This window comes from Streptomyces sp. NRRL WC-3626 (genome assembly GCF_000718785.1).
GTDB classification, from domain to species: Bacteria; Actinomycetota; Actinomycetes; order Streptomycetales; family Streptomycetaceae; genus Streptomyces; species Streptomyces edwardsiae.
On the sequence record NZ_JOCA01000002.1, the window covers coordinates 245,889 to 264,842 of the forward strand.

30 protein-coding genes are annotated in these 18,954 nt (G+C 69.1%); 26 read left to right on the forward strand and 4 right to left on the reverse strand.

Going from position 1 to position 18,954, the window contains the following annotated elements; genetic code table 11:
- The first annotated feature begins 135 nt into the window (after positions 1 to 135).
- The 5 genes from IF28_RS39385 to IF28_RS39715 are packed head-to-tail and all read left to right on the forward strand — an operon-like array spanning position 136 to position 2,873.
- The gene (locus IF28_RS39385; RefSeq protein WP_234324893.1) at positions 136 to 630 is read left to right on the forward strand and encodes a DUF6420 family protein; all 495 of its coding nucleotides are present in this window, start codon (positions 136 to 138) and stop codon (positions 628 to 630) included.
- Positions 627 to 1,634 (forward strand): NAD(P)H-dependent glycerol-3-phosphate dehydrogenase, encoded by a 1,008-nt coding sequence (locus IF28_RS0103785; protein WP_030213834.1) that lies wholly within the window; start codon positions 627 to 629, stop codon positions 1,632 to 1,634. The genes IF28_RS39385 and IF28_RS0103785 overlap by 4 nt, the downstream gene beginning before the upstream one ends.
- A gap of 45 nt (positions 1,635 to 1,679) precedes the next feature.
- A complete protein-coding gene (locus tag IF28_RS0103790; RefSeq protein WP_030213837.1) occupies positions 1,680 to 2,033 on the forward strand; it encodes a hypothetical protein in 354 nt (117 codons plus the stop codon).
- Positions 2,020 to 2,592, forward strand: a complete 573-nt coding sequence (locus IF28_RS36075; protein ID WP_234324894.1) for a hypothetical protein — start codon at positions 2,020 to 2,022, stop codon at positions 2,590 to 2,592. Before IF28_RS0103790 ends, IF28_RS36075 begins: the two co-directional genes overlap by 14 nt.
- The gene (locus IF28_RS39715; protein WP_234324896.1) at positions 2,568 to 2,873 is read left to right on the forward strand and encodes a hypothetical protein; all 306 of its coding nucleotides are present in this window, start codon (positions 2,568 to 2,570) and stop codon (positions 2,871 to 2,873) included. The genes IF28_RS36075 and IF28_RS39715 overlap by 25 nt, the downstream gene beginning before the upstream one ends.
- A gap of 27 nt (positions 2,874 to 2,900) precedes the next feature.
- On the opposite strand, the gene IF28_RS39075 is transcribed toward IF28_RS39715, so the two are convergent.
- Genes IF28_RS39075 through IF28_RS0103815 form a run of 3 tightly spaced genes read right to left on the reverse strand, consistent with a single transcriptional unit; the run spans position 2,901 to position 4,375 of the window.
- On the reverse strand, positions 2,901 to 3,137 hold the full coding sequence (locus IF28_RS39075) for a hypothetical protein (RefSeq protein ID WP_030213840.1): 237 nt from the start codon (positions 3,135 to 3,137) through the stop codon (positions 2,901 to 2,903).
- Complete coding sequence (locus tag IF28_RS0103805; protein WP_030213843.1) at positions 3,134 to 4,042, reverse strand: hypothetical protein; 909 nt, start codon at positions 4,040 to 4,042, stop codon at positions 3,134 to 3,136. The genes IF28_RS39075 and IF28_RS0103805 overlap by 4 nt, the downstream gene beginning before the upstream one ends.
- Positions 4,043 to 4,051: 9 nt before the next feature.
- Positions 4,052 to 4,375 (reverse strand): hypothetical protein, encoded by a 324-nt coding sequence (locus IF28_RS0103815; protein ID WP_051713628.1) that lies wholly within the window; start codon positions 4,373 to 4,375, stop codon positions 4,052 to 4,054.
- Positions 4,376 to 4,483: 108 nt separating this feature from the next.
- On the opposite strand from IF28_RS0103815, the gene IF28_RS0103820 reads away from it, so the two are divergent.
- The 21 genes from IF28_RS0103820 (at position 4,484) to IF28_RS0103935 (ending at position 18,242) form a co-directional block, all read left to right on the forward strand.
- Entirely contained in the window at positions 4,484 to 4,915 is a 432-nt protein-coding gene (locus tag IF28_RS0103820) for a hypothetical protein (protein ID WP_030213849.1), read from the forward strand.
- A 518-nt stretch (positions 4,916 to 5,433) separates the two neighbouring features.
- Positions 5,434 to 5,673 carry a hypothetical protein gene (locus IF28_RS0103825; protein ID WP_030213852.1) on the forward strand — a complete coding sequence of 80 codons (240 nt, stop codon included), beginning with the start codon at positions 5,434 to 5,436 and terminating at the stop codon, positions 5,671 to 5,673.
- A gap of 345 nt (positions 5,674 to 6,018) precedes the next feature.
- The gene (locus IF28_RS0103830) at positions 6,019 to 6,477 is read left to right on the forward strand and encodes a transposase (RefSeq protein ID WP_078620839.1); all 459 of its coding nucleotides are present in this window, start codon (positions 6,019 to 6,021) and stop codon (positions 6,475 to 6,477) included.
- A 34-nt stretch (positions 6,478 to 6,511) separates the two neighbouring features.
- Entirely contained in the window at positions 6,512 to 7,438 is a 927-nt protein-coding gene (locus IF28_RS0103835) for a hypothetical protein (RefSeq protein ID WP_030213859.1), read from the forward strand.
- 208 nt (positions 7,439 to 7,646) lie between these two features.
- Positions 7,647 to 7,844: a hypothetical protein gene (locus IF28_RS0103840; RefSeq protein ID WP_030213862.1), complete on the forward strand. Its 198-nt coding sequence runs from the start codon at positions 7,647 to 7,649 to the stop codon at positions 7,842 to 7,844.
- A gap of 139 nt (positions 7,845 to 7,983) precedes the next feature.
- The gene (locus tag IF28_RS0103845) at positions 7,984 to 8,298 is read left to right on the forward strand and encodes a hypothetical protein (protein WP_051713629.1); all 315 of its coding nucleotides are present in this window, start codon (positions 7,984 to 7,986) and stop codon (positions 8,296 to 8,298) included.
- Between the two features lie 270 nt (positions 8,299 to 8,568).
- The gene (locus IF28_RS0103850; RefSeq protein WP_030213869.1) at positions 8,569 to 9,057 is read left to right on the forward strand and encodes a single-stranded DNA-binding protein; all 489 of its coding nucleotides are present in this window, start codon (positions 8,569 to 8,571) and stop codon (positions 9,055 to 9,057) included.
- Positions 9,058 to 9,111: 54 nt separating this feature from the next.
- The gene (locus IF28_RS40125) at positions 9,112 to 9,234 is read left to right on the forward strand and encodes a hypothetical protein (RefSeq protein ID WP_267883047.1); all 123 of its coding nucleotides are present in this window, start codon (positions 9,112 to 9,114) and stop codon (positions 9,232 to 9,234) included.
- A gap of 108 nt (positions 9,235 to 9,342) precedes the next feature.
- Positions 9,343 to 9,789, forward strand: a complete 447-nt coding sequence (locus IF28_RS0103860; RefSeq protein WP_030213872.1) for a hypothetical protein — start codon at positions 9,343 to 9,345, stop codon at positions 9,787 to 9,789.
- A gap of 1,062 nt (positions 9,790 to 10,851) precedes the next feature.
- A complete protein-coding gene (locus IF28_RS0103875; RefSeq protein WP_199808951.1) occupies positions 10,852 to 11,256 on the forward strand; it encodes a hypothetical protein in 405 nt (134 codons plus the stop codon).
- A 210-nt stretch (positions 11,257 to 11,466) separates the two neighbouring features.
- Positions 11,467 to 11,724 carry a hypothetical protein gene (locus tag IF28_RS0103880; RefSeq protein ID WP_030213880.1) on the forward strand — a complete coding sequence of 86 codons (258 nt, stop codon included), beginning with the start codon at positions 11,467 to 11,469 and terminating at the stop codon, positions 11,722 to 11,724.
- A 55-nt stretch (positions 11,725 to 11,779) separates the two neighbouring features.
- Complete coding sequence (locus IF28_RS0103885; protein WP_030213884.1) at positions 11,780 to 12,304, forward strand: hypothetical protein; 525 nt, start codon at positions 11,780 to 11,782, stop codon at positions 12,302 to 12,304.
- Positions 12,305 to 12,605: 301 nt separating this feature from the next.
- Complete coding sequence (locus tag IF28_RS0103895; RefSeq protein ID WP_030213887.1) at positions 12,606 to 13,199, forward strand: hypothetical protein; 594 nt, start codon at positions 12,606 to 12,608, stop codon at positions 13,197 to 13,199.
- 62 nt (positions 13,200 to 13,261) lie between these two features.
- Positions 13,262 to 13,621 carry a hypothetical protein gene (locus IF28_RS0103900; protein ID WP_030213889.1) on the forward strand — a complete coding sequence of 120 codons (360 nt, stop codon included), beginning with the start codon at positions 13,262 to 13,264 and terminating at the stop codon, positions 13,619 to 13,621.
- Positions 13,622 to 13,791: 170 nt separating this feature from the next.
- On the forward strand, positions 13,792 to 14,382 hold the full coding sequence (locus IF28_RS0103905) for a hypothetical protein (protein ID WP_030213891.1): 591 nt from the start codon (positions 13,792 to 13,794) through the stop codon (positions 14,380 to 14,382).
- 92 nt (positions 14,383 to 14,474) lie between these two features.
- The gene (locus IF28_RS0103910) at positions 14,475 to 15,002 is read left to right on the forward strand and encodes a hypothetical protein (protein WP_030213893.1); all 528 of its coding nucleotides are present in this window, start codon (positions 14,475 to 14,477) and stop codon (positions 15,000 to 15,002) included.
- Positions 15,002 to 15,760 (forward strand): hypothetical protein, encoded by a 759-nt coding sequence (locus IF28_RS0103915; RefSeq protein ID WP_030213896.1) that lies wholly within the window; start codon positions 15,002 to 15,004, stop codon positions 15,758 to 15,760. Before IF28_RS0103910 ends, IF28_RS0103915 begins: the two co-directional genes overlap by 1 nt.
- Positions 15,761 to 15,775: 15 nt before the next feature.
- The gene (locus IF28_RS0103920) at positions 15,776 to 16,822 is read left to right on the forward strand and encodes a hypothetical protein (RefSeq protein WP_030213899.1); all 1,047 of its coding nucleotides are present in this window, start codon (positions 15,776 to 15,778) and stop codon (positions 16,820 to 16,822) included.
- A 296-nt stretch (positions 16,823 to 17,118) separates the two neighbouring features.
- On the forward strand, positions 17,119 to 17,673 hold the full coding sequence (locus tag IF28_RS0103925) for a hypothetical protein (protein ID WP_030213901.1): 555 nt from the start codon (positions 17,119 to 17,121) through the stop codon (positions 17,671 to 17,673).
- Positions 17,670 to 17,939, forward strand: a complete 270-nt coding sequence (locus tag IF28_RS0103930) for a hypothetical protein (RefSeq protein ID WP_030213904.1) — start codon at positions 17,670 to 17,672, stop codon at positions 17,937 to 17,939. The genes IF28_RS0103925 and IF28_RS0103930 overlap by 4 nt, the downstream gene beginning before the upstream one ends.
- 39 nt (positions 17,940 to 17,978) lie before the next feature.
- Entirely contained in the window at positions 17,979 to 18,242 is a 264-nt protein-coding gene (locus IF28_RS0103935) for a hypothetical protein (RefSeq protein WP_030213907.1), read from the forward strand.
- Positions 18,243 to 18,325: 83 nt separating this feature from the next.
- Here the strand turns inward: IF28_RS0103935 and IF28_RS38475 are convergent, their stop codons facing one another.
- Positions 18,326 to 18,655 carry a recombinase family protein gene (locus IF28_RS38475; protein WP_051713630.1) on the reverse strand — a complete coding sequence of 110 codons (330 nt, stop codon included), beginning with the start codon at positions 18,653 to 18,655 and terminating at the stop codon, positions 18,326 to 18,328.
- Positions 18,656 to 18,954 lie beyond the last annotated feature (299 nt).

Consider the following 18,954-nt stretch of genomic DNA (forward strand, 5'->3'; position numbering starts at 1 on the left):
TACAGAGCGAAGACGCACCGGATTCACCGCGACGTATCGCCGCGCCGTCGCCCACTCGCATTTCCTGGCAATCGAGCACAACGGCATCGCAGGCCCCTACCCATCGAGTACGGCGGACTGCCCGCCCTGCACGTGGTGGATCAGGATCTACCGCTGATCCATCCGTACGCCCCGGTGACGCCCGGCCGCTACGTCACGCCCGGCGGCGGACGGCACAATATTCGCCCGGCTGAAATGCGCCCTCACATCCGGATCACGCTGGACCACATGGGCTGTCCCGCTCAGTTCACCGACGAGAAGAACGCCGCTTACAAGCGGCTTGCCCGGGCCGCCGGACTCGTCCTGGAACACGTCGACGAACGCCCGGACGAACCCGCCACCTGGGAGCGGGTGTTCCGGCTGTGGATCCGCCACGCGGCCACCCTCGTCCGCGAGCTCGGCGACACCGAGGCACAGAACATGCTGGCCACGGCCCACCGCAGCCTTCCCCTGCTGCCTGGACGGCGCGCGGTCCTGCTGACGCTGCGCCGCCCCGCCGAAGAGCGTTCACCACGGCCCGGCGTCGATACGATGACCGGGCCCGGCCATCAGAACGGCGGCCACGCCATGGACGAGAGGACCGAGCCGTGAGCCAGTACCCCGCCCGAGCGGCGGTGTTCTCCGCCGGTTCCTGGGGCACCGCCGCGGCGACGATCCTCGCCGACGCCGGCACCGGCACCGTCCTGCACGCCCGCCGCGCCGAGATCGCCGCAGCGATCACCGGTGGCCACCGCAACCCGGACTACTTCCCGGACATCGAGCTGCCCGCCTCGCTCACCGCCACGACCGACCCGGCCGCCGCGCTGGACGGCGCGGACTTCCTCGTGCTGTCCGTGCCCGCGCAGTCCCTGCGCCAGTGCCTGGCGACGTGGACGCCGCACCTTCAGTCCCAGACGGTGATCGTCTCGCTGATGAAGGGCATCGAGACACACACCCACCTACGGGCCAGCGAGATCATCCGCGAGGTGACCGGCGTGCCCGCCGAGCGGGTCGTGGTGCTGTCCGGCCCGAACCTGGCCCGGGAGATCATGGCCCGGCAGCCCGCGGCCGCCACCATCGCCTGCTCCGACGAAGACGCCGCTCAGCGTTTCCAGACGGCCTGCCACACCCCCTACTTCCGGCCCTACACCTCCGCCGACGTGATCGGCTGCGAGATGGGCGGCGCGCTGAAGAACGTCATCGCGCTCGCCGTCGGCATCGCCACCGGCATGGGCCTGGGCCACAACGCCACCGCCCTGATCATGACCAGGGGGCTCGCGGAGAGCATGCGTCTGGCCGCCGCGATGGGCGCGCAGCCCACCACCCTCGCCGGGCTGTCCGGCATGGGCGACCTGGTGGCCACCTGCTCCTCACCGCTCTCCCGCAACCGCACCTTCGGCACCCACCTCGGCAACGGCCTGAGCCTCGCCGAGGCCGCCAACGCGACCAGGCAGACCACCGAGGGCGTCAAGAGCGCTGAGGCGATCCTCGAGCTTGCCCGCGCCCACTGCGTCGACATGCCGATCACGACCGTGGTCACCGCCGTCCTGCACGGCAAGGCCACGCTCGGCGAGGCCGCCGCCGCACTGATGCAGCGGCCCCCCAAGCCCGAGTAGCGGCCCGCCACCACCTTGTCCCTCCCGCCCGGAGGTTTCCCTGTCATGCCCGCAGACGTACTGTCCGCTGCCCAACTCGCCGTCACCGCAGCCGTGGTGGCTGGGATGGCTACCGGCTTCACCCGCAGGCCCGGCCGCTGGATGCGCTACCCGCTGTTCTCCCGGGCCACGTTCGTGATCGTCACGCTCACTGGTACCAAGGGCGACCGGACCGAGTCCGTCAATCCGTACGCGTTCCTCTCACCAGGGACGTTCCTGCTGCCCCCGCCCCAGCTCCAGACGGTCATCGACCACCTGATGCGCACCGGCCGCTACGACCGGATCGAGGGAGACGGCCGGGTCCTGTCCGTCAACGGCGAGCAGCCCATCGAGGTGAGGGACAGCCGTGTGGTTCTTTGACGCCCTCGCGTCCGGCTTCCGCAGCCCGACCGATCCCGGACGACTCCAGCTGTTCCGCATCGCCTACGGCAGCGTCCTGGCCCTGCGGTTCGCCCTCTCCTTCGGACAGGGAGGCTGGAGCCGCTTCGCACCCGGATCGCTCAGCCTGCGCCTCGCCCAGCAGCGCTTCGGCCCGCGCCGCAGCCGTCTGCTCGCCGGCGTCTACCGGCCCGCCCTGATCGTCCGCACGGCCGCCGCCGTCATCCTGGCCGCAGGGATCGCCCCGCGCCTCACGCTGCTGCTCGTGCTGGCCGGGACCGCGATGGAACTCCTCTACCTCAAGAGCCCCGCCGCCGTGCGCTTCACCCTCCTGTCCGGCGCGTGCCTGATGGTCGCCGGAGATCTCGGCCACGGCCTAACCATCGAACATCATCCCAGCACGGCCAACACCTGGGCCCAAATCCTTCTCGCGCTCGTGACCGCCGACCTCTACTGGAACAGCGCCGTGCAGAAGATCCGCTCCGTCCAGTTCCGCACCGGCCTCTACCTCGCCCAGTGGATTATGCCTACACCCAGCTGAAGGACCAGCTTCCGTACCGCCGCCAGAACGCCATCCCCGGCGTCGTCCTCCGGCACACGGGCAACCTCACGCCCCGCGACATCCGCCTGTGGCGCCTGGTCGCCTTCACCGTCATCGCCGCCGAGATCGTGCTGCCCATTGTGCTGCTGATCCCGCGGACCACGCCGTATGCCGTCGCGGCAGGCATCACCCTGCACGCCGGGTTCACCCTCCTCAAGCCGCGTCAGCTCCTGACGTTCTCCGGCCTCACGGTCGGCTCCTACCTCGCCTTCACGGGCTGACCCCGGCGACGGCGCCCGGGCGGGGTTCTACAGCGGATCGCCCTCCTCGGTGACGACCTCCCGGTCGACGACCCACTTGCGGATGATCCGGCGCGTCCCGTCGTCCTCGACGGCGACGAACTGGACGACGACGGCGGGGTCGTGGGTGTAGAGCCCGACGCACTTCTTGTACATGGCGCGGGCGGGGGCGGGGTTGTCCCTCCAGTCGCCGGTGACACCCGGGCCGTCCTCCACGAATTGGAGGACGGCCCGGTACAGCATCATCGCCCGTCCCCGTCGGCCGGGCCAGACTCGTCGGCGAAGGGGCTCGGCGAGTGGGCGACGACGTCCGGGTGCAGGCCGGGTGCGATCTCTTCGAGGTCGGGGTGGGTGGCGGCGACCTCGCGCAGCAGCCGGGTGAAGGTGACGTGATCGAGACCGCGGCCGGTGCGGGAGAGGAGCAGCGGGCCCTCGGTCTCGGTGGAGTGCGGGGCCTTCTGGGTGCGCACCGGCAGGTACTCGTCCAGCGCCCACACCAGGGGTCGGGGGATGGGGGTGAGCGGGCCGACGGCGGAGGCGCTGTTGTTCTTGACCGGCAGTCTCCAGGTGGGACCGGCCTGGTTGTCGCGTTGGACGTACTGCATGACGGCCGCGATGGACTGGCCCGGGCGCAGGCCTGCGAGGGTCATGTAGGCGGCGAGGCGGGCCCGTTCGGGGTGCGGGCCGCGGTAGCGGTCGGCGGCGGTGCGCAGCGCGTCGGTCTGGAACCGGGTGAGGGTCTCACGTGCGGCCGGCGGGGTGGGCCCAGCGAGCGCGCGGCGGGGCGGGAGGTTCCAACGGGCGGCGCCGAGGTCGTCCTCGCAGTGGGCGTAGTACGAGCGGACGGCGGAGACGGCGCGGCCGCGGGAGGTGGCGGCGAGCGGGGTGCCGTCGAAGGCAGTGAGGCGTGCGGCCCAGTCCTGGATGTGTAGGGGCTCGAAGTGCCAGACGAGACCGCCGATGTAGGTGAACCAGTCCTGCTTCCAGCCGGGCGGGGCGTCGATCCCGGCGAGGTAGAGGCCGTAACGGTACTTGGTGTCCTCGTCCCAGACGCGCCCGATGACCTGCTGGCCGTCGGGCCGGACGTACGATCCGGCGAGCCAGCCGTGCAGGATCGCGTAGGGGTCCGGGGCCTGGGTCTGGGAGTCCATCCCGTCACTCTACGAATCGGGCGTGCTGTCCCGGTCCGGGAGTCCCGGGTCGTCCTGCTGCAGCAGGTCACCGTCAGGGAGCAGATCACCCTGCCGCAGGAAGGCGGCCATCCACAGAACTCCCTCCACGAACCCGTCCCTGTGCTCGGGGGACGCGGCGGCCATGTTGCTCGCCTGGTAGCGCTCGGCATAACCGTCGGCCCACCGGGCGACTGTCAGATGGTTGCGATAGATGTCGGCATACGGGCCAGTAAGCGCCGCGGCTGCCCTTTCAGGGCGCCAGTCGATCTCTGTCTTGTCGAAGTCGAGGAGCTGCTCGTCGTTCTCGTCCATGCCTGAAAGCTAGCCGTCAGGCAGCCGGAAACGGCTCATCCTCCGGCCGCGGGTCGGGACTGCGCACGGCCGTATCCGTAGAAGCACTGAACTTTAAGGAACAGACCGGTGCCCCATCTGCTCTTACGACGAGACCAGCGAGCCGGGCCGCCCCGCGACATCATCAAATGCACCGTCGAACCCGCCCTGCCACCCGAGGACTGGGACCCGAGCTGGGGCCAGGGCCCGCTGTATGAGGTCGCCTACCTCTCCTGCGGCCACACCCTCGCCGAGCTCTGCGAGTTTCGGCGGCTCCCACGCTCCACTCTCCGAAAGGACCTCCCCATGTACCCCCTGACGCCATTACAGAGCCTGGCGCTCCTCTGTATCGTGCTGGCCATCGTCGCCTGCATCCTCTGTATCGCCCGTGAGCTCAGACCCCAGACCCGGACGCCAGCGCCGGCCGCGCAGCGCCCGGAGACCGACGGGTCCACATCCGTCGTGCGCATCGCGGTCCACCGGCCGAACGAGCCCTACGACCACGAGGAGCACGGTCTCTGAAGACCAGCACTCCATTCATCTGACCGCCCTCAACGCCATGCCTGAGGCTGCCCCGCCTGCGGGTGCAGGCGCGGACTCCATGGGCGCCATCCGCACCCGATCGAGATCATCCGGCTGTTTCTGTTGCCCCGACCCGGTGTGGACAAGGACTCCGGCGCCTGCGGTGCCGAGCTCGCCCGGGTTCTGGCTGCAGCCGGTGTCACAGTCGGGGGCATGAACCGTCCGGACCGCAAGACGCGGCGGATGAGGGCAAGCCCGACTTGCCCGCCAGGTCGCTGCCCGCCCTGGTCGATGGGACGATCACCGAGGCGAAGCTCGGCCAGCCCCGGCTGCATCGCAACGGGCGTGACGCCCGTCGCCCCTCCCCGGCCGGTTCGTTCACCAGCATCGCGGGAGGGTGTCGCGCTTATGTCGCACGCCCGGTCAGGCCTGTCGGGGTGCCCGGTCAGCCGTCTGGCTGGAAGCCACGCTCGAAGCCGTGCAGCAGCGGCTACAGCTCCTGGGCGGCGTCGCATAGCTTGCACAGCCGGACGCCCGCCTTCTGGGGCGCCGGTCTGGAGCGTACGGACACCGGCTACGGGCTGCTCCAGGCCTTCGACGATGACACCTGGGAGGAAGTCATCGGGGTCGTCGAGGATGTCGAGTACGTGCGGCTCCTGACGCAGTCCTCCGGAGTCGTCGTGCCCGCCGACAAGGTCACCCGCTTCTTGGCCGATTGGCCGGATCTGCGTCCCGAGTCCGACACCGTCTGGCCCTGATGTTCACCACGCCCGGTCAGGCAGCCGTCCCCGATGGCTCGCCGCGCAGCAGGTCGGGGCGAGCGTCGGTCAAGGTCAAGGCCTGCTGGAGACCGGCCACCAAGACGTCGTCGATGCGGCACCGGCGAGCTCGCCCATCGCTGGTGGAGCGGGCTGGCGGGGGTCCGGGCTGACGCGGCGCTGCACTGATTTGACCTGGTCAGGGTCCCGCCGATCTTCGACAGCGAGATCGGGTCGGTCGGATGGTCGGCGAAGTGATGTACGCCGCCGCGACGGCCGTGCTGTCCGGCTGGCCACCGGCACACCAATGAGGCGGGACGGCGTGGTCGAGGCGGTGAGGGCGCTGTGGACCGCCCGCCTCCACCAGGCCCTGGACGCCGAATCGGCCCGCCGGTCAAGCAGGCGGACCCCACGCTGCCGGAGCTGTTCGGAATCGGCCCCGAGACCGCCGGCCAGCTGCTGGCCTCAGCCAGGGACAATCCCGAACGCATGTGGTCCGAGAGGGCGTTCGTGCACCTCGCCGGTGCCGCTCGGATTTCGACTTCCTCCGGCCGCACCCACCGCCACCGCCTCAACCGCGGCGGTGACCGGGCCGCGACCAACGCGCTGCACACCATCGTGCTGGTCCGGATGCGCTTCGACGAGCGCATCCGCGCCTATGTCGAACGCCGCACCACGGCAGGGCTGTCCAAGACGGACATCATGCGCTGCCTCAAGCGAATCGTCGCCCGCGAGGTCCACCACGCTCCTGGCAGCCCACCGGCCACGCACATCACTCAAAACAACCCCGCTCCAGCTGCTTGACAGCTATAGGGGCGTCCCAAGAACGGAAAATCCGATGAGCACCAAGCTGTATGACGGGCTGCGGCTGACCACGCACGCGCCCGACCTCTTCGAACTCACCCGCGTAATCTCCAAGCGCATGCGTGAGGTCTTCCGCGAGCTGGCTGTGCCCGTCATCGCCAGGAACCTCGCCCGCGTCGTCGATGACACCGAGGTGCGCGAACGTGACATGGGCGGCCCCCTGCACAACTACACCGTCTACCGGGCCCGGAAGCTCTGGCTCGACGAGCAGGCCGGGCTCGATGACCGCATGACGTTCCACGACCCGCTGCGCTTCAGCATCGTCTTCGGCCAGGTCGACGACGACTACGGCACGCGCCGGCTGGCGTACCCCTTCGCCGGGAACCGCGCGTACACCGACGCGCTCCTGGCTCTCGAAGCCGACGGCCGGCCCTTCTTCGTCGACTACCACTACCAGAACCAGGCTGACCGACCGAAGGAGATCCGGAAGGACGAGTGGAAGCGCCGGCGCGACGACTGGAACCGTCTGCTCGACGCCGACGACCGCGAGACGGACGGCACCTTAGGGCACCTCCCCGGCTGGCAGCTCCCGGACAGCATCGAGGGCGTCTTCGACGCGGTGCTGCTCGGATACAAGGACACCACCATCGATCTGAACGCGCACTGCACCATCGAGCACCGCATGCGCCGGGCACTCAACCGAGCAGTGACCCTCGACCTGGACCTCGACGAGGTCAACGGCATCAGCAGAGTGCTGACCCGTAACAGGCGTATCGAGCGCGCGATCGAGCTCTACCTGAGCACTACCGCCGGAGCAGCGATGCTCCGACCTGAACCGTTGCCGGATGCCCGAGACCTCGACATCGCAGTTAGCGAACTGCCGCCGGTCTATGAGCCTCCAGCTGAAGCCGTTGCCCGGATCAGCGAGCTGTATCGCGAACAGGTTCCGGTCGGTGACTGATCTGGATCGACGCAGTCGATCCGGAAGTAGATCTGCAGAGGCATCGGCATCCCCCTCGCCCACGGGCGCGATCGCTTCGTGTGCGAATCCCACCGCTGTGCCGGAGCCCATGAGGTCGGTTGTCTTCCTGCCGCTACGAGTTCAACGCCGGCGCCGCCGCAGTCGCTCACCCCGTCGGACAGATCACCTTCTGAACCAGGAGCACGTCATGTTCCGCATCATCCGCACCCGCACCAACCGGCAGCTCAACACCGCGATCCAGGTGCTGCACGACCGTGCCGAGTTCGAGCGACGCTGGCGCCTGACGACCGAGCAGCGCATCGAGCGGGCCCTGGCGCTGCTGGAGGGTCAGGACACCGACCTGGCCGCCCGGCTGCGCGCCGTACTCCAGGGGGACCAGCCGTGACCGCGAACCGCCACCAGCCTGCCGCCCCCGCCTCTTCGCTCGTGTTTCAGGCCCACGGACCATGCGAAAGCGGAGGAGGCATCAGCTGATCGCGCCCATCGGCGTCCACAATCCACATCACGAGAAGAGAGAGACCACCATGGCTGAGTCCACGACCACCGTGAAGCACGACGTCACCGTCAACTTCGGCTGCATCAAGCTGACCGGAGCGCTCGTGCACGACGACGAGAACCGTGTGCTGGAACTTGAACTCGACGAGGGTCCTGAGCCCATCTCGATCAGCCTGCAGGGCTACGGTCTCACGCCCGAGGCCGGGAACGTCTTCATCAAGGACTGGTCCGAGCACTCGGGCCTGACGGCGCGCCTGGCGCAGGCAGGTCTGGTGACGCCCGTGCACGCACTCACCGTCGGGCCGTACTGCTCGACGGCCTACGAAGTGCAGGTGACGCTGTGACATCACGCCGGGGGTCTGGTCGGGGAAGTGGCCGGTAAACCAGCGAGAAACACGAGTCTGATCGGCGAAGCCGATTCGGGACTCGGAATGACAAAGCATTCGATCAGCACAGCTGATTCGGATGAAGCGTTGAAAGAGAACATCATCTGATCAGCGAAGCTGATCCGGATGGTGGCATGACAGACAACTGAACATCTCAACAACCCACCCAACTGCGCGCGGACGACGATGTCGATCCGGGCGCTGCGCTGTATTCAAGGAGAATCCACCATGTCGAACCCGAACAGCACCGCATCCGTCATCGGCCGCCTGGCGAACGACCCGAAGGTCTTCGAGAACAAGGACGGCTCCAAGAAGGTCATGCTCACCGCCTTCGTCGACCGCGGCTACACCGACCGTCAGGGCAACCGCATCTCCGACGCGCTGCCCTTCGAGGCCTTCGTCCGTGCCGAGACGCAGGGCACCGGGCCGTTCGCCCACGTGCACAAGGGGGACCTGGTGGGCCTCAGCTATGAGCCCCGCCTGAACCGCTACACCAAGAACGGTGCCGAGGTCTTCGAGGTCAAGCTCGAGATCCAGAACATCTCCTTTCTGGAGTCCCGCGCCACCACGCAGGCCCGCCTGGCCGAGCGCGTCACCAAGGCCGAGGCCCAGAACCAGAACCTGCAGGCCCAGGCTGCTCCCGTCGCAGCCGCCGCCCCGGCCGTCGCGCACGCCAGCGCCGTGCAGGACGAGCAGCTGCCCTTTCAGACCGCTTGACGATCTGTAGAACTCCCCCCGGCGGGCCTGGCCGAGCTCACGAGGGAGCAGCACATGCCCAAGTCCCGAGTCCGTATCAACCTCACCGGCAAGACCCCCAAGCCGCAGGACAAGACCGCCGAGATCAAGCCGCAGTCCCGCGTCCGGATCAACCTCACAGGCAAGCGAGGGAAGTAACGCACCCCATGGGCCTGGCCGACGCCGACAACGGCTCAGCCCCTCACCGCTGCCGGGCGGGCCCTTGGCGGACCCGCCCGGCAGCGTTCACGCACAAGGAGAAACGACATGTCAGCACAACTTGCCGCGACCTGGGCCCGGATCGGCGACCAGTGGGTGCGGGCGGACCGGATCGTGGGCGTCCGACTTGAGCCGGCTGCCGGGACCGCGCTTGGCGGCCGGTGGGCCGAGGCCCCGAGCCAGCGGCTCCTGGTGTGCACGACGCTGCCCGCCGAGAAGAACAGCGGCAAGGGCATGTGGCAGGAGGCCGCCGTGTGCGTGCAGGAGCGCGGCGAGGTGGTCGCCGGCACGCTACTGGACGCCATGAACACCACCAAGTCGCCGGCGGGGAGCTCGCGGTACGTGTATCCGGCCCGCACGACAGAGGGGCGGGTCTCGCACTGGCAGGCCAGCACGACCCTGCCGCAGGGGCACGCCCTCACCGGCGGACCCAAGGCCGTGCCCACCATCAGCGGCACGCCCCTCGCGCCCCCCGGGGCGCTACACGGTGCCTGAACAACCCTGTGGGGCCCGGTACCAGCAGTTCTGTCACCTTCGAGGAATTCCGAGCAGCTGCACGGCGATTGGCTGAGTAGACCTGCTGCCATGGACTTCTGCACGGAGCGGTTCGAATCCGCAGTGCGCCGACTGATCCTCGGCGTGCGCCAGTGGGCACACCGTGCAGACCGACCGCGGAAAAGGTTCGATTCCTTCAGTGCTGAAGCTGATCCCTGTGGCGCGTCCCTGGAGATCTCCGCGGCTCCGGCTTCCCCAGCACCCCGGTGCGCGCTCTGCCTTCGGGCAGCAGCTGCGCCGGGGTGCTGTGTTTTTTCTTCTTCGTGGCTCGCCTTGCTCGTCCCGTGAAGGTAGTGAGCACAAGGGATCAGCGGAGCTGATCCGGATCTGGCGTTGAAGAACATCCTCGTCACGTCAGGAGCCGAGCCATGACCTGCCCGAACTGCGCCGTCGACATGGAGTCGAACGCCTACGGCGTCCGCGCCGGCAAGAAGACCAAGAAGGTCACGCACACGTGCTCCGAGTGCGGCTACAGCGAGACGCGCTGACCAGCGGCTTCTTCGCCCTGCCTTTCCTCTTCCCCTCCACTGCGGTCTCGAAGGAAACCACGTCGATGAGCACCCTCCTGGCCATGCCCGGCCTGCCATCCTCCTCATCGTCTTCACCGCGGCCCTCGCGACGAGCGGGGGCTCGCATTCCTCCTGCCGGACCTGATCAGACGGAGGCCGAAGCCCGAGGACCGCGGCGACAGGCCCGGCCAGCGCGTCCGGCCCGCCGTCGGCAGCTACGCGCTCCTCGCCGAGGCCAGCGAATACCTCGAGTACGAGTTCGGCGCGGTCCCCGGCAGCATCGGCATCATCGTCCGGCATTCCCTGAACGGCATCGACGACACCGGGGTGTTCGTCCACTGGCTGACGAAGCCGGACGACCTCGTGCACCAGGACCTCGCCGACCTGGAGGCCGCGCGCATCCACGGCGTGAGCTGCGAGCTCGACGAGCTCGCCTTCTTCGACCCCGCGCCGGCGGTCCGGACCAAGCACTCATTCAGGAGCACTGATCACCATGAGTTTCCTCAGCCGCATCGGCTTCATCGAGACGAAAGAGCAGGAGCAGGCCCGGCTGGCCCAGGCCCCCGAGGACTCGACGAACCACTACCTGTCCACCCTGCCCGTGACCATCGAAGAGTGGCCCAAGGATCTGGTCGTCGAGCTGCCGTGGGAGCCACCGCGCACCGATCCGTCGTACCGCGTCGTCGTGGTGCCGATCGAGTTCCGCAAGGATCTCCTGCCCGAGGGCGTCGAGGAGGAGCCGCTGCCGCGCAAGCGCCACTCCGGCTCCTGGACCTGCGCCGTGGTGTACTCCAACCACCCGAGCTACCCGGTCGGCGGCTACCGCATCGTCGTCCCGGCCGCCGAGCTGGCCCGCGGCCGGAGGGTCGACCTCGCCGGGGTACCGGCCCAGGCCTGACCCCACGAGCGCAACGCATCCGCACCATCAGCCCCCGCAGGGATCACGCCGTGCGGGGGCTCCTCGTTCTCGCCCCCACTCGACTGAAGCAGAAAGCAGACGCCATGCCCCGCACCAGAACCTCTCCCGTCCTCCTCGTCCTCGTGGCGCTGCGCTCTGTTCCCTGACCCCACGCCCCTCAACACCACCCAGCAGAAAGCGAGTTCCGCTATGTCCACCGTCAGTGAAGAGCAGAGGATCGACACCGTCCACCGGCTGGGCGTGATGTCCGAGCGGCACCCCGAGCTGAAGCGCCGCGTGGCGGACGCCCGGCTCGAACTCGCTGCCGTCATTCTCGCCATGGACGCCGTCGACGAGCGCATCCAGGCGGGGGAGAAGATCCACTCCCTCCAGGAGCAGGCCGCCGTCGAACAAGCGAAGAACGCCCATGCTCAGGCCTTGGCGGTCCTCCTGCGAGGCGAGCACTGAGCCGCACTGGCTCGTCCCCGCAACCATCACCGAACCGCACATAAGAGGCCCCGTCATGCCCGATGCACCCAAATACACGCCCCGCAGCGTCTACACGCTGGAACCGCACGCTGATCTTGTGACCGCCGAGAACGGATACATTCCGATCGAGGCCATCGCCGAGCGCGTCTACGGCAAGCCGTACAGCTCGCTGCGCGGATGCCAGCGGGACGACGAGCACATCGGCAATGACAGCGTGAAGCTCTACGAGCTCACCTCCGACGGGGACTACCTGCAGGCACTCGGCGACCTCGACGGCGCCGAGATCTACCTGGGCTGGGACTCCCGCACCGGCGAGAGCGCCTTCAAGACCGGCATGACGGAGCTGGACTACTGGCTGAGCATCCGCGTCGCCGACGAAAACACACCAGCCACCGTCGGGGCGAACCCGCCGGCGACGCAAGACCTTGAGAACGCCGTGTTCGAGGACCGGTTCTTCGCCGATCGCGCCTTCTCGCCGTCGCTGCGGCTGGTCCTGGCCGATCTGATCCGACGCGGCGAACTGCCGCGCGGTGACTACCTGTTCCGGCACTGGTGGTGATCGAAGCGAGATGAAGGTTGGAACCATCGCTCAGTCTCAGACATCCGTCTTCGACGTCGCCGAGTACATCCTGCAGAAGCACGCCGCGGCCGAGCCCGCCCGGCCGGCGATGACCGCGATGAAGCTCTAGAAGCTCGTCTACTACTGCCAGGCCTGGGCCTCCGGGCCCGAGTGGCCCTGCGCTCTACGAGCTGCACCAGGGCCACTTTGAGATCGAGGCCGGCTTCTTAGCCAAGCGGCTGCACGTGCGCAGCGACCTCGGAACCGCCTGAGCACCAGCAGAAAGAGAGAGACCACCACCATGTACAACATCCCCTTACGCAGGCGCTCGCTCCTTCGCGGCTGGGCGATCGCGATCGCGGCCATTGCCGCCTTGGTCGCGAGCCTGATCATCTGGGGCAACCAGATGAGAAGCCAGGAAGCCCAAGACCGCGCCGCCATGGCCAATACGAAGATCGTCTACGTCGCGGACCCCGTGCAGAAGCTCGTCAAGCGCACCGACGGCTCCTACTACAGGGCCACGACCGCCTCGGAGTATTCGTCCGACATCACCTACGACTACACGACGGTCCAGGACCAGGACGTCGTCGTGCCCGGCACGGTGACCACCCAGGAGCAGAGGCCGACGGGCTTCCTCTGGTACCAGAAGACCTTCGCCAACGACATCACGGTCCGGATCATCGATCCGCAGGAGGCGGACCAGACGCCGCGCGTCGAGCGGCTGCGCTGCATGGTCGAGCCCGTCGATGCGTCGAAGCCGAGCTACACCGGCGACCCGCACGACAGGAGTCGGCTGAAGATCGGGTCCGACCAGGAAGGCACGGACGCAGGAAGCCAGCAGCTGTGCCAGGACCGGATCACGATCCTCGTGCCGGACGGCAGCATCCAGCCGTAGCCGTCTGGGGCTCACCTCTGGGCGTCGGCAGGTGAATTCCGCGGAGCCCCCGCCGGCTGAGCATGATGCTCGCCGGGCGGCGGTCTCTCTTTTTCCGCCTGATCAGCGGAGCTGATCCGGTCTGGTCTCCAGGGCATGAGGGCCCGTGCACGGCGCGCGGCAAGGCGGCCCGCGTCGCGGCGGTCGCCGAGCTGCACGACGGCAACGCCCCTGAGGCTCCGGCTCCGGCGGAGAACCGCAACGGCGCGGGCGGCACTCTCGGGCAGACGGACGTCGCGCCGGTCGAGGCGGAGGCCACCCAGGAGCAGGAGACGGCCGAGACCGCGCGCACGGAGGCCATGGCGGAGGCTGCGGCCGGTCGGGCCGCCCCGCCCCAGAGGCACGGCCCCCGCGTGCCCGGCGTGCCCCTCAGCGGCGGGTGAGCCCCGAGCGTCGTATGGCGATCAGCGCCGGTCTGGTCCCCGCCCCTCCGCACGGACCAGGACGCACCGCTCCTCTGATCCACCCGCGCCGCCCGATAGGCCGGTGCCCGGTCGAGCCTGGCCGCACGCACTCAGCCCCACCCACACCCCATCGATGTGAGAGGTACACCATGACTTCCTGGCCCCACGACCTGAGTAAGACCGCCCCCGCCGCCGCCGAGCGCACCGGCACGATCCTCAAGGCCGCGCTGACCGCGCACGGCGTCACCTTCCTCGTGGTCAAGCCCTGGCGCTCCCTGCCCGGCGCCTCCCTGGTGACCACCGCCCCGGGCCAGCCGGACGTGTGGATCGACGCGCACTCCCACACCAACGGCCCCGCCGTGTCCGGCTACGACGTGCCACTGGCCGGACTGTTCGGCATAAGTGCTGTGATCACCGACTATTTCAATACCCGTCACGTGCACTGGGACTTCACCGAGGCGCCCGCCGGCATCACCGACCCGGCCGCCGCCGCCGACGCCATGGCGGCAGACGTCGCCGCCCACCTGCACACCTATCCGTCCCTGACCGGTGCGCAGTGGGTCACCATCGCATCCCATCCGGCCAGCCGCACCGAGTACCGGGAAGCCGTCACCGTGCACGGCACATGGGCGCACGCCTCCTCACCCACCGGCTACACCACCGGCCCCGACCTGGACACCGACCGCGTGTGGGACGCCTACCAGCGGCGCGTGGCCGACCTCACCGCCGAGACCCGCTGAACCCGCGACCGACCGCCCCTTCCGCTGGCGGCCGGTCCCCCCGCCGCGCGACTGACCGGCGTGCGGCCCAACCCCCGAGAGGACCACGGCAGATGAGCACCACCTCCGAGACCCGCACCTGTCTGCACTGCGCCCGCGAAATCGAGTACATCGAGGCCGACGGACAAGGCGACTGGTACGACTCGTCCAACCGGACCGGGTGCGTGGACGGTGAGCAGCCGCATGCCCCGGAGCCGCTGTGCAGCTCGTGCCGGGACTACGGCCTGATCGAGATCCGCCACGCGTCCACGGACGGCCTGATCGGGCACCGGCCGTGCGACGACCCCGCGTGCACCGACCGGCGCGAGAAGGCCGCAGCGCGGGCGGCCGAGAAGCACACCGGCGAAATGGTGATTGGGTCCGAGGAGTTCGGCCCGCAGGTGTGCGCGGAATGCGGCTGGGGCGGCTACACCCCCGTTCCCGGCTCGTACGCGCAGGGACGGCCGGTCTACGTGTGCACCGCTACCGGCTGCGGCTACAGGGCCGACGTCTCCGCGTTCAAGCTGGGCGACGGTGAGCGACTGGCCGTGCACGACGGCCGCCTCTACCTCGTCCGCCCCTACGACGGCGCCCCGTTTTGATGGCTGCCGAGGGCGGCGAGCGTTCCCAGGTGTCGGCCACCATGACCGAGCGGCTGGAGCGGATGCGTGCGGGCCAACTCGCCGCCCTGCCGACCGTCGCGGAAATCCGGATGGCGTACCCGCTCGCCGGTGGGGGCGCCACGCTGCGGCTGATGACCGCCGAGGGGAGCACGGCGGAACGCCACATGATCCCGCTCACGGAGCGGGGTGCGGCCGGGCGGGAGAACGACCCCGCCGGGATCTACCTGGACACCATCACCGACGGCGCGAACACGGAGGGGCTGAAGATCGCCGCAGGGTGGCACCTGATGCGGCTTGGCTTCAACTACGCGCGCGGCGCGGCCTGGACGCCGTACACCGGCAGCGCGAGCAACGAGGCGCAATGGGAGGAGTGGGCGCCGATGCTGCCCGAGGGGCACCGGTGGCCGCACACGGTGCGCGTCGCCATCACGGCGACGGCCGAACACCTCGCCTACATCGACCGCGCGTACGGTCCCGCGCCGGAACTGCCGGACCTTCCGGCCGGTGTGAGCGCGCACCCGTCCAGCCCGCGTTCATGGCAGATCTGCTACGCCAACCACCGGTTCTGGCAGCTCTCCTACTGGCCCCGGATGGGCGGCGACGTGTGGACCCTGTACGCCGACCCGGCCCGTACCAAGTCCCTCGCCAGGGCCGCGAGCCCCGGCGAACTCCTCGCCACCATCCCCGCCCGTGACACCGAAGCGCAGGCCCGCGCGGCGGCCCGCAAGGGCTACTGAGACGTTAGGACACCGATGGCCGTCGAATTCACCCCGAAGGACATCCCCGCCTTGCGCCGGGCCGCGAAGTTCCTGCGCCGCACGGAACTGAACCTGCCGGACACGGCCGACTCCAAGACCCACGACGCCATCCTCATCTCCGCTCTGCGGCTGGACGACCAGGCCGACGAGCTGGGCGGGCAGGCCCCGGATCCGACTGTGAACGGGACCCGGCGCCCCATCTTCAACCAACTCGTCGCCCCCGAGGCCGATGGGCCCATGTTCCACGAGGAGGCGAGTGCGCTCCTCGACGCTCACGAGGACGCAGTCCGGGCCGCCGCCGCGGTGGGCGCGCTCCGCCTCCAGGGCGCGATGCTCGCTCTGCACCCGAAGACGGCCAACCCCCGGCACGGGTGCTGCGCGACGCCGAAGGTCTGCAAGGGGACGCACCGGCCGGAGTGCCGGAGCAGCGAGCACACGATCGGCGGTCAGGTGCCGTGGCCGTGCAAGTCGCTGCGCGCCGTCGGGATCCGCACCGACGCCGACGCCGACGCCGTACGCCAGGCCCTGGCCAAGCTGGAGCGGGATGCCGGGCGCGACGGCTACCCGAGCCGGAAGAAGGCGAACCGCGGGTACGCCGTACACGCCACCAGGCAGATGGACGGCGGCATCGGCGACACCGGCGCGTGCGGCACGTACTTCCCGCAGGACACGGAGAGCAGCCTCGAGGCCCCCGGCACCGACGTGTCGTGCCAGGCCTGCGTGAAGGCACTCCTCAGCAAGCGCGAGGAGGCCGAGGCCGCGGCCGCCGCAGAGGCCACGCACCGCTGCACCCTGCCGCCGAACCGGTTCCTGCCCTGCGGCTGCTGCCCGCACCAGGTTTGCGAGGACTGTGAGCGCTGCGCCCACACGTGCGTGTGCGGCACCGGCGGAACCCCCGCCCAGCCCGCCGGGGCCGCCGGTGAGTTGTGCCCCAACGGCCAGCCCCGCCCGGAGTGCTCCGAGAGCGACCCATGCGAGCCCTGCTGGCAGGACCAGCAGGAGGAGGGCGACGCGATCGAGGCCAGCATGGGCATGCGCTGAACCTCGCCCCCACGGCCTGCGCCGACCAGCGGGGGCGGGGCCGTTGGCCTGCTCGAGCAGGACGGGCTCGGTGCACTACGCCGGGGCGCACCGAGCCGCAAGGACGGCGCCGTAACGCCCCCGCCTCCCGGTGCAGGCCGACCCGAACGGCCGGCTGTCCGCCGGTTCCTTGAACTCCGCAGAACCCCCGCCTGCTGAGCATCACGCTCGCTGGGCGGGGGTCTCTCTTTGTCTGATCAGCGGAGCTGATTCGGTCTGGTCTTCGAAAGATCACGTCCAGCGCCAGGAGTACAGCCATGAGCCAGCCCCTCGAACCCACTGATCGCCGACAGACGGAGCACATGCGCTGCGACTGCGTTCCGGATCTGGGGCCCGCGCACTGCCACGGGTGCTCCGAGATGACGGGGCGAGACGAGTTCTACCCGGGACCGCACTGTCCGACGCGCGCCGTCGAGGCCGCCAAGGTCGCCTTCGAGGTGGCGGCGGGCTACGAGCACGCTGCGCCGGTGGTCCTGCACGCCAGCGAGTTCGCTGATGTTCATGGCGCAGTGAGTGCTGCGTTGCACGCACGCGCAGAGCAGATGCCGGAGCTGCCGCGGCACACGGTGCCCATTTCGGCGAGCTACAGCATCCGTGGCGCACACGCGGAGCTCGACGGCGTGACGTTCCCGTCTGTGGCCGGACTCACCACCGCCGTGATCACCGTCCGCACGGCCTCCCCGATCGACCGGCTGACGCTGATCCCCGTGATCGGCCAGATCTCCCATGAAGTCGAGAGCGCAGCCGAGGAGCAGGACGACGCCTACGTCGCCGAGAAGATCTACATCATCGAGGAAGGACCCAGCGCATGAACGCCACCACCAGCACCGCGGGTTCGACGTGGCGCGACCGCGCTGTCAAGACGATCGGCGGGGTGCTCCTCACCCTCATGATTGCGACGAATGTGATCGTCCTCGCTCCGGCTGCGGTCTTCTGCGTCATGACCGGCCAGTACACGCCGATCATCGTCAGCATCGCCTTCAGCGGCGTGTGCTGGTGGATCCTCCTGCGTACCCTTCGGGCTCTTGCCGAGAAGCGCCGCGCGAAGAAGGCGCTCATGAGCGCGACCCAGAACTGAAACCGCAGTCCAGATTCGATCCGAAAGAAGCACGGCGCCATGAGCACCAGCACCATCAGCACGAATGATCTTGCGAACCTTCAGGCCGGCGACAAGGTCGTCGTCAAGAGCAGCCTCGACGAGAACGCCGGAGAGTCCATCTGCACGACCACCGTCCTCGACCGACGCAACGTCTCCGCAATCGCCGGCTGGGGAGGTCGGGAGGAAAAGACCTTGGTCCGACTGGGTAGTGGCTTCTGGTACGACCTGGCCACCGGGCTTCAGGACGACTCGGGGGCCACGCGCATCGAACGGTGTGCCTGACACCCACTCTGAACGCCGAAGATCCCCGTGGAGCGCACGTCTCCGCGGGGATCTTCTTTTCTCGCCGGCGGCCGGCGGTGCTCCTACTTTTCCAGCTTCCAGGCGTGCTCGTACTCGGCAGCGGCCATCATGAACTTCAGCGAGAACAGCCCCTTGGCGGGGGACTCCGTGAGACTGCGCAGCGTCGCACCTTTCGCGATGATCAGCTCAACGACGGCCCGTATCGCCTCGAGGGTCCGTCCGAGCCTGTCGTACCGCCACACGACGACTTCGTCGCCGGCCTGCAACTCCGCCACCAGCTCGCGCAGCCCGGGGCGGTCAATGCCTGCGGTGGTTCCTGAGACGCCCTCGTCCGAGAAGATCCGGATCGCGCCGACTGCCTCAGGAAGCTGAGGCCCTTTGGCGTGCCGCACCGGAAGGTGAGACGGAGCCCGGCATCGGTGACCACATCCATAGATGCACTGATTGGACGACGGGACTGTCGGCGACGTCTCGTCGAGGGCGGTGGAGGGCGGCCCTTGACCAGGGCGCGCGGTGAGGGCCGCCCGAAGCCCCACCGTCCTGTCAAGGCAAGGCGCGTACGACGGTAGTGCGCCCAGCCCCGCTATGCCTCCCAGACGCGTCAGCCGGGGGATGCGGTCCCGGAAGGACCGACTGACTCGTCCTTTCCGCACGGTCCCCCCGCGACGCCGGTGGTGCCCTGGGGCGAGCC

Bases quoted from the DNA above. Each gene is read 5' to 3' on its own strand.
- IF28_RS0103790 (WP_030213837.1), top strand. From the start codon at position 1,680: ATGCCCGCAGACGTACTGTCCGCTGCCCAACTCGCCGTCACCGCAGCC.
- IF28_RS39075 (WP_030213840.1), bottom strand. From the start codon at position 3,137: ATGATGCTGTACCGGGCCGTCCTCCAATTCGTGGAGGACGGCCCGGGT.
- IF28_RS0103805 (WP_030213843.1), bottom strand. From the start codon at position 4,042: ATGGACTCCCAGACCCAGGCCCCGGACCCCTACGCGATCCTGCACGGC.
- IF28_RS0103815 (WP_051713628.1), bottom strand. From the start codon at position 4,375: ATGGACGAGAACGACGAGCAGCTCCTCGACTTCGACAAGACAGAGATC.
- IF28_RS0103835 (WP_030213859.1), top strand. From the start codon at position 6,512: ATGAGCACCAAGCTGTATGACGGGCTGCGGCTGACCACGCACGCGCCC.
- IF28_RS0103840 (WP_030213862.1), top strand. From the start codon at position 7,647: ATGTTCCGCATCATCCGCACCCGCACCAACCGGCAGCTCAACACCGCG.
- IF28_RS0103845 (WP_051713629.1), top strand. From the start codon at position 7,984: ATGGCTGAGTCCACGACCACCGTGAAGCACGACGTCACCGTCAACTTC.
- IF28_RS0103850 (WP_030213869.1), top strand. From the start codon at position 8,569: ATGTCGAACCCGAACAGCACCGCATCCGTCATCGGCCGCCTGGCGAAC.
- IF28_RS40125 (WP_267883047.1), top strand. From the start codon at position 9,112: ATGCCCAAGTCCCGAGTCCGTATCAACCTCACCGGCAAGACCCCCAAG.
- IF28_RS0103860 (WP_030213872.1), top strand. From the start codon at position 9,343: ATGTCAGCACAACTTGCCGCGACCTGGGCCCGGATCGGCGACCAGTGG.
- IF28_RS0103875 (WP_199808951.1), top strand. From the start codon at position 10,852: ATGAGTTTCCTCAGCCGCATCGGCTTCATCGAGACGAAAGAGCAGGAG.
- IF28_RS0103880 (WP_030213880.1), top strand. From the start codon at position 11,467: ATGTCCACCGTCAGTGAAGAGCAGAGGATCGACACCGTCCACCGGCTG.
- IF28_RS0103885 (WP_030213884.1), top strand. From the start codon at position 11,780: ATGCCCGATGCACCCAAATACACGCCCCGCAGCGTCTACACGCTGGAA.
- IF28_RS0103895 (WP_030213887.1), top strand. From the start codon at position 12,606: ATGTACAACATCCCCTTACGCAGGCGCTCGCTCCTTCGCGGCTGGGCG.
- IF28_RS0103900 (WP_030213889.1), top strand. From the start codon at position 13,262: ATGATGCTCGCCGGGCGGCGGTCTCTCTTTTTCCGCCTGATCAGCGGA.
- IF28_RS0103905 (WP_030213891.1), top strand. From the start codon at position 13,792: ATGACTTCCTGGCCCCACGACCTGAGTAAGACCGCCCCCGCCGCCGCC.
- IF28_RS0103910 (WP_030213893.1), top strand. From the start codon at position 14,475: ATGAGCACCACCTCCGAGACCCGCACCTGTCTGCACTGCGCCCGCGAA.
- IF28_RS0103915 (WP_030213896.1), top strand. From the start codon at position 15,002: ATGGCTGCCGAGGGCGGCGAGCGTTCCCAGGTGTCGGCCACCATGACC.
- IF28_RS0103920 (WP_030213899.1), top strand. From the start codon at position 15,776: ATGGCCGTCGAATTCACCCCGAAGGACATCCCCGCCTTGCGCCGGGCC.
- IF28_RS0103925 (WP_030213901.1), top strand. From the start codon at position 17,119: ATGAGCCAGCCCCTCGAACCCACTGATCGCCGACAGACGGAGCACATG.
- IF28_RS0103930 (WP_030213904.1), top strand. From the start codon at position 17,670: ATGAACGCCACCACCAGCACCGCGGGTTCGACGTGGCGCGACCGCGCT.
- IF28_RS0103935 (WP_030213907.1), top strand. From the start codon at position 17,979: ATGAGCACCAGCACCATCAGCACGAATGATCTTGCGAACCTTCAGGCC.